Genomic DNA, 13,333 nt, shown 5'->3' on the forward strand with positions numbered 1-13,333 from the left:
TTTCCCATTCTATCCTCTAACCTTCAGCGCCACCCACACGGTCAGCTTACCTTCCCCACTTTCTGCCCAGATCTCCCCGTCATGAAGCTCGACGATGCGCTTGGCAATCGCAAGGCCGAGGCCGGAGCCGGCGATCTTGGTGGAGCGGGCTTCGTCCAATCGGTAGAACTGGTCGAAGAGCCGGTGCAGTTCTTCTGGGTCCACAGGGTCGGATGGATTCGAGAGACTGGTGAGCACCTGGTCCCCTTCCACTCTCATCCTGAGATTGATCGTCCCTTCCAGGCTGTACTTCTCTACGTTGGAAAGGAGGTTATCGAACACGCGGATCATCTTCTCGATGTCCACGGTGACGAGGACGGGGTCTTCCGGTACGTCCATCTCCACGTGAAGCCCCTTCCCTTCCAGGATCGGGGTGTACTCCCCGACGAGCTGGTGCAACAAGGCAGCAAAATCGACCCGATCGGTCTGGAGTTCAACCTGGTGATGGGTGAGCTTCGTGTACTCAAACAGCTCGTCCATGAGCCCCTTCAGCTTGAGGGACAGGCGGTAGGTGGTGTCCACATACCCCTTATCCCCCGGTGACTTCTGGTCTTTCGCCAGCTGCAGATAGCCGATGATTGACGTAAGCGGCGTCCGGAGATCATGGGACAGATTCGTGATGAGCTCACTTTTCGACTGCTCGAGCTCCCGTTCCCGCTCGAACCGGAGCCGGAGCTGATCCGTCATCCAGTTGATGTTCGCGGCGAGGGAGGACAGCTCGTCCTTCCCTTTCACCGGTATCTCATACGTCCAGTCATGATCCACGATCCGTCCGATGCCCGATTCGATCTGCTCGATGTAGCGTGTCACCGGACGCATGAAGAGCACGAACAGAACAAGGAACACCACGACCGCCAGGGAAAAGGCGAGTAAAAGCTGTTGATTGTAGGTCGTGGGATTGATTGCCTTGAGCCTTGACGGGGCCTCAATGACCACGTATCCCAAGCCTTCCTGGAACATAGCCGTGGAAATGAAGGGTGCCTGCTTCTCGTCACGCCCGCTGGAATAGTCATTACGGAGCTTCTGCTCAAGGAGCTTCGGCAGATCTTCACTGTAAAGCTTCCCCGTCCGGTACGTCACATCCCCCTCGGCATCGGTGACGAGGAATCCCCACTCTTCGTGCTGATCCTTCACCGTTCCGATCGCTTCTTCAATCCCCTTCGAATCAGACAAGCTCACGTTTCCCGCTTCCAATGACGCCTTCCAGTCGGCCAGCACCTTCTCCACCTGATTGTTGACTCTTTCCTGCTTCCTGTAGTCTTCAAGGGGAGTGAAATAGAACACCGTGAGGAAAAACGTCACCGTCGCCGCGGCCAGGCAGGCGATGAAGATCAGGATGAGCCTCACATTCAGGTTCAGTTTAAGGGGCAGGAACCTCATGCCTTATACCCCACGCCCCACACGGTCTTCACATAGAAGGGCTTCTTCGGATTCTCTTCGATTTTGTCGCGGATATTGGTGATATGCACCATCACCGTGCTGTCGGATTTAAAGAACGGTTCCTTCCACACCGCTTCATAGATCTGCTCGATGCTGAAGACCTGTCCCTGATTCCGCAGCAACAGGGATAGGATATGGAATTCCTTCGGGGTGAGGCGCACCTCGCGACCGCCGACGGTCACTTCATTCGTCCGCTCGTTGACGGTGAGATCCCCTTTTTCAAGCAGATGGGAGGGTTCGCTGTTCCCGGAAGTCATCTTGTAGCGGCGGAGCTGGGATTTCACCCGGGCCATGAGCTCGAGGGGGTTGAACGGCTTGGTCACATAATCCTCCGCGCCGCTCGCGAGGCCATGGATCTTATCGAGATCCTCGCTCTTGGCTGACAGGAAGATGATGGGCATATCATACGACTGCCGGATCGTCATGCACGCCTCCACCCCGCTCATCCCCGGCATCATGACGTCCAGGATGATAAGGTCGACAGGGCTCTCCTCAAGCACGCCGAATGCTTCGTGGGCATCAGCCGCTTCCAGCACCCCGTACCCTTCATTTTTCAAATAAATCGCAATCATGTTCCGGATGTCGGCTTCATCATCGACGATCAGGATAGTCGTTCCGATCATATGGTCCACTCTTTTCTCTTCATCATTTCATCGGCCTCGCGGCAAGCACATAGGCAGGAGGTACGTTCCACCACACCCGCTGCCATTCCATCCCTGCGAAGTATCGCTCGAACAGCGCCTTTTTCATCATGGAATACTGGAACGTGACGAACACGCCTCCAGGCGCGAGGACCTGATTGGTTACTCTTAAAATAGCGTGTGACACGGCATTTGGCAAGCTTGCGAACGGAAGCCCGGAAACGACCGCATCCAATTGCCTGATTCCACACGTCTTCATATGCACCCGCACGTCCTCTGCCGACCCGTGAATCACCACCACATCGTCCCGCTCACCGTACCGGTCATGGAGGAGATCACAGAACTCACGATTTTCCTCGATCAGCATCAGCACGGTCCCGTCCTTTTTCCTCCGCAGGATCTCTTCTGTGAACACACCCGTACCCGGCCCGAACTCTGCGATGCTCCTCACCTCGTCGAAGTCAATCGACTCAACCATCTGACGGGCAAGCACCTTCGAACTCGGCAGCACGGCCCCCACCGTCCTCGGCTGTTTCACATACTCCTTCACAAACTGCAGCGCACTCATCATCTACTCCTCGCCCTTCTCTACTCGTTTCCACCAGACTACCGGACGGACCTTAAGAAAAAGGACGGGGAAATCTTAAGGAAAGTTAAGATTTCCACTACTTGGATATGCTACACTCAAATCATCAACCGTTGGAGGCCACCCATGTTACCAAGAAAAATCATGTCCGCATGCATATCAGGACCAATCTTTGCCATCATCCTGGCTCTCGTGAATCCGAATCCCTTTGAAGAGCCCATCACATCCCTCTGGGACTATGCCTCATCCATTACGCTCGCAACGCCAGCTTATCTTCTCTACAGCTTTCCCGTCATCTTGATTTACGGTGTCATCACCTCGGTGATAAGCGATAAGCTGGCATCCATGGTCCGCTCAGCAACCAATCGGTATGAGACAGTCCTATCATGCGTGCTCCATCTTCTATTCGGACTCGTACTCCTCCCATATTCACTGGGAGCCGCCCTGTTATTCTTCCTCATCGACCGCAGGCTCCAAGCACAAAACCGGACATTCAAACCGATTCACGCTTTAAAAAGCCTGATCCTCCCCCCGGCACTGTACACCTTCTGTTTGGGATTGGTGTACATTCAGGGGGTTTTGGCATAAAAAATGAAGCATGGGAACTGTTCCCATGCTTCATTTTATGATTTCTTCCTATAAAGAGAGGAACCTATCAGTCCGATGCCCACTACCGCCAAGATGATTGAAAGGATCGCCGGAACAATTCCCACCTTCCAAAATGCCGTTCCGAATAAACCGTAGCGCGAATCCCAACCAAATCCTTCTTGACTAAGAACCGTGGAATAAATCGCTGCGGTAATCAGCGTCAATCCGTATAAAATGGCACTGGATAAGATCAGCACCAACCCTGTCGCAAGTTTCTTCATGAACATTTCCCCCGATGTCTGATTTTGGACGTCGCATGGGGACGGTTCCCATGCGTCACTATTTTGACACACAGGAACCGTCCCCACACGTCATGCATAAAACCCAATGGCATTCAAGATCGCGACCCCGCCCACCGTCACCAGGATGCCCGTCAACGCCGCAACGAAGGCCGACCTCATCTTCCTCGTATCCCACCATACCGTCACTCCGACGATGACCGTGAAGATCAGCCCGAAAAAAATTGACGCCATAGGATTCGTCGGCGTCAGCCAGTCATACCAGGATAGAAAGTCCATATCACTCACCTCCACTCCAGAAACACCTTACATATATAATTCCACATTAAGAAAATAATTCCTTTTCGGAGAATGGGGACGGTTCCGACGCGTCACTTTTTTGACGCATAGGAACCGTCCCCATGCGACACTTCACCTCAAGCCTGCGCCGTCAACGGATGCTTCACCCCATCGGGGATCCCTTCCCCGCTCTTCATGGGCAGGACGAATAGCACGTCATCCCCGTGGAATGCATCTGTCTGCATCCCTTCCGTCTCCTCCGGTGTGAAGTGAAAGACGATCTGCCTTGTATCACCGTCTGCAAGCTTTTCGGCAATCTTTCTGACATCCACGTTTTCGCGGCATGCGACATCAAACAAATCAATCCGCTCCCCGTCACGCTGGAACATCACCACCGCATCTTCTTCCTCGAGATAATAGAGGTTATCCGGGAAGGCATAGAGCGCATAGAACATGAACAGCTCACCTGTGTTCTTCGTCCCGAAGCGATTGGATACCGGCAGCCTGTCCCTGGCGATCCCGTATGCAAGATTGCGATCTGCTTCCTCCTTAATATCAAGCTTCCTCGCGTTCATTTTACCGGCGGTGCCTGGCACCATGCTGAACAGCGTTTCTTGCTGCGCCTGGAATCCGAACTTCGGATAAAACTCCAAGACGTTTTGGTTGGCAAACAGATAGACGAAGTCGACCTGATCCCGGTATTCCGCCAGCACGCTCTTTAGGAGATCCGTCGATAAACCGCGATTCCGGTAGTCGGGATGGGTCATGACGGTCCCGATCTGGATCGCCTTCTTTTCTTCTCCTTTTATAGTAAAGTCGATCAGGTTCACCGACACGTTGGCGATGACCCGGTCCCCTTCGATGAAGGAAAAGGGCACGTATTTCTCTGTCCAGTATCCCCTCTCATGCCACTGTCCGAAATGGATGCCGAATGTATCTTCGGCAAGCTGGTTGAAGCTGTCACGTAAGTTCTTATTTTCTCGAACGTTCTTACTGAGTTCCACACACATTCCCCTTTGCTTTATCGTTTTTACCTAACGCTGCTACCCATTCCCACCCCCGGTGAATTCGCATCTCCTTTTCCCTTATGTTACCATTTCAATAGGAGGTGACATCAGATGCAATTCGTTGAAACGGCCCTCTTGTTCCTGGTCGTCTTCGCAACGTTTTATTCGTGCCTGAAACTATTCAACGACCTTCCGCCAAGTGAAAAAGCACAGAATGCCTTGGCAGTCCTGCCTTCCTTCACCGGAATCCTGGCATTCCTGCTCCTGACGTTTGTCGAGCCGCCCTCTGATCCATTATTTGGACTTTTGACTGCCAACCTGTTTCCCACGGTCATGGTCGCCATCACCCTTGGTCTACTGATCCGGCTGAAAACCATCCGGGAACAGGATGCATGAACGCAGGCTGCTGTGAGGCAGCCTTTTTGATGTGTCAGACTTCTATTTCCTCTTTGACCCATCCCCCATCTTTTAAAAAGTCGGCTCTGGATAGCGTTTCTTTTCTCAAGCGTTCCCGGTACGCTGTGATCGTCCCATCATGGGATACGACGTATACATGACGGGCTCCCTGATCCTCAGCCCATCTCAAAAAGACGTCCACCCATTTCGCAAACTTGTCTGAGGGCATGGTATTGATTCCGGACGTCCATATATCCTGTCCCATCCCGGACTCCACTTCGAATTCCGGGAACTCTTCCCTGATGACTTGCCTGTCCAACATCAGGTCGCATGGCAAGGTCACCGCCCCCGGTTTCTGCGGGAACCTCCTGGGAGACACCAGCGGATGGACGACCCGCCGGCAACCCGATTCCCCGGCAACCAGGCTGGCCGTTTGCAACGTCCTTCGCGTAGGGCTCGCCACCACCAGGTCATCCTTCGTCACCGTGAAGACCATCGCAAGACCCCTCGCCTGCTCTTTCCCCGCTTCCGTCAACGACGGATCTTCCATTTGCAAGCTTCCCGGCACATCGAGCGTATGCTCACCCTGTCCGTGCCGGATGAATGTGATTTCCATCGTCTACCCCTTCCTGTGGCGCATGGGGACGGTTCCCATGCGTCATGTAAGTGACGAACGGGAACCGTCCCCATGCACCATTTCCATGATCACATATGATTTGCCGCCTTTGGTGAAGCGGCGGTCGGTTTCACGCAGACCGAAACGGGTATAGTAGCCGGCTTTCTCGGTGCGTGCGTTGCACCAGATCCGGCGGATGCCCCTGGTTTTCAGTTCCTTGAGAACATGTTCAAGCAGGCGGCTTCCGTACCCCTTTCCCTGCTCCCCTTCAAGGGTGGCGAACTTCCGGAACTGGCACTCGCTGTCTTCGATGAAGAGGGAGATGACAGACTTCAACTCGTCTTCATGAAAGAGTCCATAGTGAAGAGCCGTATCGTCACCTTGGAGCTTGATATAGTCATAGGGTTTGTCCGGCCACATGACGGCGTGGCGGAGACCCCAGGCTTGAATTTGCGTAATTTGTTTGATTAACATGTTCCTATCTCCTCTTGGATGACCGTTTGATGGTAAAGAAGTTCGAACCGATGGCTAGGACCACACCCACGACCAGCCCCACCTTCCAGTAGACCGACCCATTCAGCTCTGTAAACAAAAAGCATCTGAGTACGATAAGGATGAACCCTGTCGTAAAAAGGATTTTCCCTGGCATGGTGAATCTCTTCAACACGACGCCACCCCCTTTTTTCAAAATACTCCCCTACAACCTTACCATATTTTCACAGATATTCCCCTTTAAATTCCCATTAAAAAAAGACACTTACGCTTCCGCAAGTGTCCCTCCGTTTTCACTCCACTACATCCACCGAAATCAGGTCCTCCACGCGTACCCGGACGAACCCCTCATCACCGCACTCGATCATCAGATTCCGGTCCCGTTCATTCAGATAATGAATTGTACCTGTCTTCATTTCACATTTTCCTTTCAATTCATTCCATATCTTCATCCGCAGGAGAAGGTGGTACTCCATGGCATAGCGGATCCGCTCCTCCATCTCGCTCAAGGCGAAGATGTCGACTTCTGGTTTCGTATCGCGTTCGAATTCCTCCCATATATCCCTCAGTTCCTTGACGTGCTCCGGGAGCATGAGCGACGTCCATTTGATTTTCCCTCTGTCTCTTATCATTTCAATCACCTCTGCCCGTTATTATAACCGAACATTTGTTCGTTTATAAAATGAGACGTATTGAGACAGAAGGCTTATCCGCTGCCAATTTTTGTTTTTAACGAACGAGCAATTTATATACCAGCTTAATTCCAAATGTGACTAAACCAATGCCAACAACAAAAGCTAGAGCCAATAATCCGAAGAAATATAAACCTTCCATAAATACCCTCCCATTCATTTGGCTTCTTATACCTGGATCGTAACATAAGTGGAGGTTGATCTTAACGGGAGAATTTGACTATTTACTTCATCTGCAACTTTCTGTGGTGGTCCATTTAGAATAGGGGTCATTCAAAAAGCATCCCTTGCAGCAGAAACAAGCGGCTGATATGACACTTTTTTATGATTGGGGGGGCTCCCCGCTTCCTCCACCAATAGTCTCATGCCCACCCGGCCTTTTGCCCGTCGTATCCAACCGTTCGTCAAGGTACAGTATAGAAAAGGAGGTCATGACCATGATCAAAGGATTATACGAAGCCCATCTTCCCGTAAGCAACGTGGACCGCTCCATTGCCTTCTACCAGGGACTCGGGCTGGAACTGTCCCACCGCGCAGGGGACGGGCTTGCGTTCATATGGATTGAGAAAGAAATAAGCTGGATCGGGCTATGGGAAACGGATTGCGTTGAACTCGCGTATCACCCTTCCATCCGCCATATCGCCTTCCACGTATCACTGGAGGAATTGAAGCAGTCCGTCCCCTGGCTGATCGAGCGCGGATGCACCCCCCGAAAAGCATTTGGATTTGAACCTGTGGAACCGTTCGTCATGGCCCACAACGGGATGGCCCACGCAAAAATCCACTTCCCCGATCCCGATGGAAACAGCCTAGAGCTGATCTGCCCTCTTGAAAACCGGGGGGATGTGACCGGGATGATGTACTTGAGTGAGTGGGAAGCAAGGCACTGAGTGGCGCATGGGGACGGACCCCTTGCACCATCAGGACAGGATTTCCCCATCACTCCACCCGAACCCCACCAGACCTCGTCTCAATCTTCACCTCATGGCTTCCGCTCCCCGATACCCCACTGGTGCCTTTTTTCGAGGACGATTTCCCGTCCAGGTTCACGCCGATCGACTGGCTGCCGCTGTTCGTCGATACATCTAGCTTCAAATTGGGGCTCTCCTCTTCAAACCTCACTGTTGCCTTCCCGCTTCTCGTCTTCACCGAAACCGGCGCCTGAAGGTCTGTCACATGGAGATCCACATCGCCGCTGCTCGTTCCCACCTCGATCCGGTGCCGCCCGAGCTCTTCCCCTGATACATTCCCGGACGACCCATCGAGTACGAGCGTGCCCGTGAAGCTCTCGGGGATCCGTATTTCCAAGGACGGTTTCTTCTTCAGATTCACCAGCCGAATGGCATTGCTGTCCACCTTGATCGTCAATCGGTCTCCGTTCCGGTCAAGGCTCACGCCGGGACCGCCATCATACACCGTCATATGGGTCTCCACCTCTTCCCCCTCACCAACTGTCACCTTGACATCCGTACTGGCAAAATCCACGGCCACTTCCCCCAGATCTCCCGCCGATTCCTTCTGTACCAGCACCTCTTCCGACCCTTCCCGGCATCCCGCCAGCACCATCGCACTCACGATGACCAACATGATCTTCTTCATTGATCCTTCCTCCTTTGGTGCATGGGGACGGTTCCGATGCGTCAAAAAAGTGGCGCACACGAACCGTCCCCATGCGTCATGCCCATTATAGAAGATGACGCAGCGTCACCTTCAACTGATAAGGTGTTTCGTTCTTGCAAGTGACGTAACGTCATCTTTTATACTGAAAAAAAGGAGGAGATTCGGAATGAAGAAAGAAGATATGGTGATATACGGATGCGTCATCGCCGGTGCCGGGATCGGGCTCGTATTCGATGCAGCGATTCCAGGGGTTCTGGTGGGACTCGGTCTAGGGTACGTGTTGAAATCCGGTATGGCGACGAAGGATAGAGAGGAATGATGAAGGTGCTCCATATCAATGAAGTCAAGAAGATGAGCGGGGTGTCGGTGCGGACGCTACGCTATTATGATCAGATCGGCCTGCTGATTCCTGCAGGGAAGACGGACGGCGGGCACCGCCTCTATACATCGGCGGAACTGAAGAAGCTTCAACAGATCCAGTTCCTGAAGTCGATCGGCTTTCAACTGGCGGAGATCGGGGAGATCCTCGAGTCGAAGGAGTGGGACTGGGCCGAGAGCCTGAAGAAACAGCTGTCGTATGTCCTCAATGAAAAGGATAGGTTGTCCGATATTGAGAAATCCCTGCGCGAGCTTATGAACGGCCTCGCAATCGACGGGGAGGAATTCCAAATCTCGAAGATCATGAGCCTGTATGCCAGGGGCAAGAAGGACTCCCTCCTGAAGTCGCGGGATGACTGGGATGTGCATGACGAACGCGTCCTCGAGCGCCTGCCGAATATGAACAGCACCGACCCCGATTCCCTCGAGTGGATCGCCCTCCTCGGCCAGCTCAAGAAGTATATGGACCTCGGGCCATCCCACCCCAGGATCCAGGGCATCATCCGCCGCATGGACGAGAAGCGCACCCTGGACTTCGACGGAGAAGATGCGTTCCTCGACCAGCTCTGGGAGATCCGCATGTGCCCCGAGAAATCCGAAGAACACCGCCTCTATCCCGTCGATCAGGAGGTCCTCAAGCTGATGGCCGAAGCGTACGATCTCTATCTGGAGGAAACGGATGGGAACTGAACTCCTCCTCTACCTCGGCGGCCTGGCCCTCCTCGACACCCTGAGCCCGACGATCATCGGCGTCACCCTTTATCTGCTTTTAGGCAATCAACCAAGGACAGCATCCCGTCTCTTCGTCTACCTGTCCACCGTGGCCATCCTTTACGTGGTCCTCGGCATTGTCATGATGCTCGGCTTCACATCCATACTCGACGCCTTCAGCTCACTGACCGAGCATGTCATCGTCAGCAGGACCCTGTTCGCCATCGGCGTGATCCTCTTCATCGCAAGCTTCTTCATCCCCACCAACAAGAAGCGCACCATCCCGCTGCCGAAAACGGAAAGCCTCCTGTCGATCACCATCATCGGCCTCACCACCTTCCTCATCGAAGCCGGCACCGCATTCCCATATTTCGCGGCCATCGGGCTCATGACGTCGGAAGGAGTCCCCCTGTATCTCTGGCTCCCCACCCTGATCATTTATACCTTCATCATGGTGTTGCCGGCTATATTGATTTTCATTGGCTATCGTCTGATGGGAAAGTGGCTGGAGGGACCTTTGGAGAAACTGAGGTTGAAGCTTGCGGAGCATTCGAATTCGGCTCTGAGCTGGGTGATGTGTATTGTGGGCGTGGTGTTGATATTGAATACAATCTAGGATAGTTGAAACTGAACGTCATCCCGGCACCTCCCCTCTATAAATGAAAATCTACGCATCTTTTTTTCTAAATATTGTATAATGAACAAAAACGGGGTGTTCCTTTGAAAAGATCATTGATGCTTTTTTTCATCATCGGACTGGTTCTGATGGCAGGCTGTGGCAAGGAGGACGCATTCGATATACATGAAATAACCGAGTATAAGGATCCCCCATCCACTTACTATATGAAGGTGCAGTTTACTCCTAAGAACATCGGAAAAGGGACGGTACTCAAATCGATCACTGCCGGGAACGTAGAACTCAACGATGCTTATATAATAGATGATCGGGATAAGAACTCCGTTGAAGAATACAACATTCGAAAACTAGCCTCCCTCCCAATCCAAATAGAGAGTGACGAACGATACTCGGTTATCCTTTTATCTGAGGATAAAGCTCTCCTTGAACAGAAAGAAATTGATTTCAGCTACAAAACGGGTTCAAAAGAATTGACCTACACCCATGAAAAGTAAAACACATCAACGAAACAGGAGTAACCGTTGCATGATAAAGCAGAGGTTGCTCTTTTTTATCTTGTATTAACAATTATTTATTGTAATTCAATAAACAAGATGATACATTCATCTATAAGAAACCATAAGAGGTGACCTGCATGAAACAAGGTTCAACACTATTCCTCAAGGTCGTTCTGTTCTGCATGGGCATCCCCGTCCTCGCTATATGCGTCGCAGGGGCTGTCCAGTTGGTCAGGAATCCGGCCGATCCGGAGTACGCACCATTACTCTATCCAGCCGTTGTGCTGATCTATATCACCGTGATCCCTTTCATCATGGCACTGGTCCAGTCCTTTTCGCTCCTTGGGCTCATCGATCGCCAAGAGGCGTTCTCCGATCGCTCCGTGACGATCCTGAAGAAAATCAAACGGTATGCGCTCTCGGTCAGCGTTCTCTACGTTGCCGCGTTGCCGTTCGTCTTCATGATGGCTGATAAGGATGATGCACCGGGGCTGATCATCCTTGGACTCGTCCCGATCTTCGCCTCCCTCGTCATCGCGGTATTCGCTGCCGTCCTCCAAAAACTATTACGTGAAGCCATTTTCATTAAGTCTGAAAATGATTTGACGGTGTGAGGGGGATACGATGGGAATCATCATTCATATCGACGTCATGCTGGCCAAACGGAAGATGAGTGTCACGGAGCTGGCCGAGAAAGTCGGCATCACCATGGCCAACCTCTCCATCCTGAAGAACGGGAAAGCCAAAGCCATCAGACTTTCCACGCTTGAAGCCATCTGCAAAGCGCTGGACTGTCAGCCTGGGGATATTCTGGAGTATGTGAAAGAAGACGAAACATCCTGAAAAAAACGCCCTCTTCCTACCAAACGGAAGAGGGCGTTTTTCTCTATTATGTATGCAATCGTTTATTCATAGCCTTTAAGAGTACATGCTGAATAACTTCTTTACTGCCCAGTATACCAAACCTATGCATAATCCAAGAAAGAGTAAGATACCTAAAACAGCGACAATCGTTTCGAACATAGAATCATCCTTTCTACTATCTAGTTCTCATAAGATAGGTATCTCTTGCTACCTTATGCCTACTCCTTCTCCCCTCTATCCCGCCACTTAGATCGCATGTTATAAAGAAAATCACTCCCAAAATACACAGCCACTCCCACCAGCATGATTATGAATGAAGCCCCTGTCTCGGACGTCTGTACATACGTATAAACGGAATGCCCCAACAGAACGATCAATAAAATGGAGAAGGCCGTCCCACTCGCTTTTGTTGAATTCCTCTTTTCTTCCTCCGTCATCTTTCTGAAGAACATGTTTTGCCCCCTCTCCTTTTTCGTTTTCCTCCACTATACACCTTTTGACAAAAATTGTATCCACCCTCCCTTCAATCCCATCAGTGGCATATTCAGGAGTCTATTGGTATGATAAGCTCCGGCAAAGGGAATTGAACATCGATTGGAGAGACAGAAGAAATGAAGAAGATTGAAGTGGATACATTGATTGAAGGCGGCCACAGCATGATGAACAGTGTTGTGATAGATACGGCGAAAGAACTGAGCGGGGCTCACTTTGTGGTGAAGCTTGATGAGCTGTTAAAAGAGCGGGGCGTCACACAGAAGCAGCTGGCCGAGATGACGGGGATGAGGGTCGGAACGATTTCCGAAATGGTAAATGGAAAGGGAACCACCATCAATAAAACTCAGCTCTTTTCTATCATGGCAGCCTTGAAGGTCACGCGCCTGAGCGACCTCTATGAGGTGGTCCTTCCTGAAGAGATGCGCAAAGAGTATCTGATGCTCAAAGACGAATGGGTGAACGAACGCAAGATGCCCCTGGCCGTCAAAGAGATGTATAAGAAGAACGTGTTGAAGGCTTCCGGCCTTTCACTTGATTGATCAACCATACGCCCCATGTGCAGGGCGTATTTTTTTATGGAGAAAAGACATCCTATACGAAAAAAGGGACGAGGTATGACGAATGAAAATGTGGTATGTTCTCTCCATTTTATTAGGTTTCATCCATCCTCATACTGTTGCAGGAATATCCACGCCTGAACAGGCTCTGCTTGAAGACATGCGGGAAGACGGATACATAGAGATCGAGGATGCCGTTGCCGCGTTCGAAGATCAGCAACAGATGGAGGTCAAGCTCCCCCGTCCCCCATTTCACGCCACGATCGCACTGGGGAAAGCCTCGCCTGACACACTGACCCTCCAGTGGTTCAACACGGTCAACCATGCCCATATCCGGGTCACCATCGGCAGCCGGTCATCCCTCAACAAGAGCCATGCGGTTGTTGTCACTCTGAAGAACGGTGTCAAAGCCTTTTACAGGGAGGATCCGCCTCATCACACCCTGTCATTTATCAGCGGCGGGCTCACGTACGACATCCACCAGTGAACCGGTTGTCAC

At 51.7% G+C, this 13,333-nt stretch carries 23 protein-coding genes; 11 read left to right on the forward strand and 12 right to left on the reverse strand.

The genetic code is table 11. From position 1 onward, the window contains the following. Positions 1-9: 9 nt before the first annotated feature. From AF331_RS12210 to AF331_RS12220, 3 genes are read right to left on the reverse strand one after another with little or no spacing between them, the layout of a single operon-like run. Positions 10-1,419 carry a sensor histidine kinase gene (locus AF331_RS12210; RefSeq protein ID WP_053428381.1) on the reverse strand — a complete coding sequence of 470 codons (1,410 nt, stop codon included), beginning with the start codon at positions 1,417-1,419 and terminating at the stop codon, positions 10-12. Continuing rightward, positions 1,416-2,099, reverse strand: coding sequence for a response regulator transcription factor (locus tag AF331_RS12215; RefSeq protein ID WP_053428951.1), 684 nt, complete (start codon positions 2,097-2,099; stop codon positions 1,416-1,418). Before AF331_RS12215 ends, AF331_RS12210 begins: the two co-directional genes overlap by 4 nt. 25 nt (positions 2,100-2,124) lie before the next feature. After that, positions 2,125-2,688, reverse strand: a complete 564-nt coding sequence (locus AF331_RS12220; RefSeq protein ID WP_053428382.1) for a class I SAM-dependent methyltransferase — start codon at positions 2,686-2,688, stop codon at positions 2,125-2,127. 144 nt (positions 2,689-2,832) lie between these two features. Here AF331_RS12220 and AF331_RS12225 point away from each other — a divergent pair, with 144 nt between their 5' ends. Continuing rightward, entirely contained in the window at positions 2,833-3,294 is a 462-nt protein-coding gene (locus tag AF331_RS12225) for a hypothetical protein (RefSeq protein ID WP_053428383.1), read from the forward strand. A 35-nt stretch (positions 3,295-3,329) separates the two neighbouring features. Here the strand turns inward: AF331_RS12225 and AF331_RS12230 are convergent, their stop codons facing one another. From AF331_RS12230 to AF331_RS12240, 3 genes are all read right to left on the reverse strand, one after another. After that, positions 3,330-3,575: a hypothetical protein gene (locus AF331_RS12230; protein WP_053428384.1), complete on the reverse strand. Its 246-nt coding sequence runs from the start codon at positions 3,573-3,575 to the stop codon at positions 3,330-3,332. Between the two features lie 90 nt (positions 3,576-3,665). After that, the gene (locus AF331_RS12235) at positions 3,666-3,872 is read right to left on the reverse strand and encodes a hypothetical protein (RefSeq protein ID WP_053428385.1); all 207 of its coding nucleotides are present in this window, start codon (positions 3,870-3,872) and stop codon (positions 3,666-3,668) included. A gap of 137 nt (positions 3,873-4,009) precedes the next feature. Beyond that, positions 4,010-4,876: a GNAT family N-acetyltransferase gene (locus AF331_RS12240; protein WP_053428386.1), complete on the reverse strand. Its 867-nt coding sequence runs from the start codon at positions 4,874-4,876 to the stop codon at positions 4,010-4,012. Between the two features lie 114 nt (positions 4,877-4,990). Here AF331_RS12240 and AF331_RS12245 point away from each other — a divergent pair, with 114 nt between their 5' ends. Beyond that, entirely contained in the window at positions 4,991-5,275 is a 285-nt protein-coding gene (locus AF331_RS12245; RefSeq protein ID WP_053428387.1) for a hypothetical protein, read from the forward strand. A gap of 34 nt (positions 5,276-5,309) precedes the next feature. Here the strand turns inward: AF331_RS12245 and AF331_RS12250 are convergent, their stop codons facing one another. The 4 genes from AF331_RS12250 to AF331_RS12265 all read right to left on the reverse strand — a co-directional run bounded on the left by AF331_RS12250 (position 5,310) and on the right by AF331_RS12265 (position 7,015). Then, the gene (locus AF331_RS12250) at positions 5,310-5,891 is read right to left on the reverse strand and encodes a histidine phosphatase family protein (RefSeq protein ID WP_053428388.1); all 582 of its coding nucleotides are present in this window, start codon (positions 5,889-5,891) and stop codon (positions 5,310-5,312) included. A 42-nt stretch (positions 5,892-5,933) separates the two neighbouring features. Then, positions 5,934-6,365 (reverse strand): GNAT family N-acetyltransferase, encoded by a 432-nt coding sequence (locus AF331_RS12255; RefSeq protein ID WP_053428389.1) that lies wholly within the window; start codon positions 6,363-6,365, stop codon positions 5,934-5,936. 4 nt (positions 6,366-6,369) lie between these two features. After that, positions 6,370-6,558, reverse strand: a complete 189-nt coding sequence (locus AF331_RS12260; RefSeq protein ID WP_152915633.1) for a hypothetical protein — start codon at positions 6,556-6,558, stop codon at positions 6,370-6,372. Positions 6,559-6,676: 118 nt separating this feature from the next. Further along, positions 6,677-7,015, reverse strand: a complete 339-nt coding sequence (locus tag AF331_RS12265) for a YolD-like family protein (protein ID WP_053428391.1) — start codon at positions 7,013-7,015, stop codon at positions 6,677-6,679. A gap of 497 nt (positions 7,016-7,512) precedes the next feature. Between AF331_RS12265 and AF331_RS12270 the strand changes: the two genes are divergently transcribed. Beyond that, a complete protein-coding gene (locus AF331_RS12270; RefSeq protein WP_053428392.1) occupies positions 7,513-7,965 on the forward strand; it encodes a VOC family protein in 453 nt (150 codons plus the stop codon). Between the two features lie 49 nt (positions 7,966-8,014). Here AF331_RS12270 and AF331_RS12275 read toward each other — a convergent pair whose 3' ends face one another. Further along, positions 8,015-8,674: a DUF4097 family beta strand repeat-containing protein gene (locus AF331_RS12275; protein ID WP_053428393.1), complete on the reverse strand. Its 660-nt coding sequence runs from the start codon at positions 8,672-8,674 to the stop codon at positions 8,015-8,017. A gap of 187 nt (positions 8,675-8,861) precedes the next feature. On the opposite strand from AF331_RS12275, the gene AF331_RS22750 reads away from it, so the two are divergent. The 6 genes from AF331_RS22750 (at position 8,862) to AF331_RS12305 (ending at position 11,761) form a co-directional block, all read left to right on the forward strand. Further along, a complete protein-coding gene (locus AF331_RS22750; RefSeq protein WP_053428394.1) occupies positions 8,862-9,014 on the forward strand; it encodes a hypothetical protein in 153 nt (50 codons plus the stop codon). 5 nt (positions 9,015-9,019) lie between these two features. After that, positions 9,020-9,763 carry a MerR family transcriptional regulator gene (locus tag AF331_RS12285; protein WP_053428952.1) on the forward strand — a complete coding sequence of 248 codons (744 nt, stop codon included), beginning with the start codon at positions 9,020-9,022 and terminating at the stop codon, positions 9,761-9,763. Continuing rightward, complete coding sequence (locus AF331_RS12290) at positions 9,753-10,400, forward strand: GAP family protein (RefSeq protein ID WP_053428395.1); 648 nt, start codon at positions 9,753-9,755, stop codon at positions 10,398-10,400. The genes AF331_RS12285 and AF331_RS12290 overlap by 11 nt, the downstream gene beginning before the upstream one ends. Before the next feature lie 119 nt (positions 10,401-10,519). Beyond that, entirely contained in the window at positions 10,520-10,915 is a 396-nt protein-coding gene (locus tag AF331_RS12295) for a hypothetical protein (protein ID WP_053428396.1), read from the forward strand. Positions 10,916-11,055: 140 nt separating this feature from the next. Continuing rightward, complete coding sequence (locus tag AF331_RS12300; protein WP_053428397.1) at positions 11,056-11,532, forward strand: DUF2975 domain-containing protein; 477 nt, start codon at positions 11,056-11,058, stop codon at positions 11,530-11,532. A 10-nt stretch (positions 11,533-11,542) separates the two neighbouring features. Continuing rightward, complete coding sequence (locus AF331_RS12305) at positions 11,543-11,761, forward strand: helix-turn-helix domain-containing protein (RefSeq protein WP_053428398.1); 219 nt, start codon at positions 11,543-11,545, stop codon at positions 11,759-11,761. 239 nt (positions 11,762-12,000) lie between these two features. On the opposite strand, the gene AF331_RS12310 is transcribed toward AF331_RS12305, so the two are convergent. After that, positions 12,001-12,234 (reverse strand): hypothetical protein, encoded by a 234-nt coding sequence (locus tag AF331_RS12310; RefSeq protein ID WP_053428399.1) that lies wholly within the window; start codon positions 12,232-12,234, stop codon positions 12,001-12,003. Between the two features lie 159 nt (positions 12,235-12,393). On the opposite strand from AF331_RS12310, the gene AF331_RS12315 reads away from it, so the two are divergent. Together AF331_RS12315 and AF331_RS12320 are read left to right on the forward strand one after the other, a co-directional pair. Beyond that, positions 12,394-12,816, forward strand: a complete 423-nt coding sequence (locus AF331_RS12315; protein WP_053428400.1) for a helix-turn-helix domain-containing protein — start codon at positions 12,394-12,396, stop codon at positions 12,814-12,816. Between the two features lie 82 nt (positions 12,817-12,898). Further along, on the forward strand, positions 12,899-13,321 hold the full coding sequence (locus AF331_RS12320) for a hypothetical protein (protein ID WP_053428401.1): 423 nt from the start codon (positions 12,899-12,901) through the stop codon (positions 13,319-13,321). Positions 13,322-13,333: the final 12 nt, after the last annotated feature.

The sequence above is a fragment of the Rossellomorea marisflavi genome, assembly GCF_001274775.1.
GTDB classification, from domain to species: domain Bacteria; phylum Bacillota; class Bacilli; order Bacillales; family Bacillaceae_B; genus Rossellomorea; species Rossellomorea marisflavi.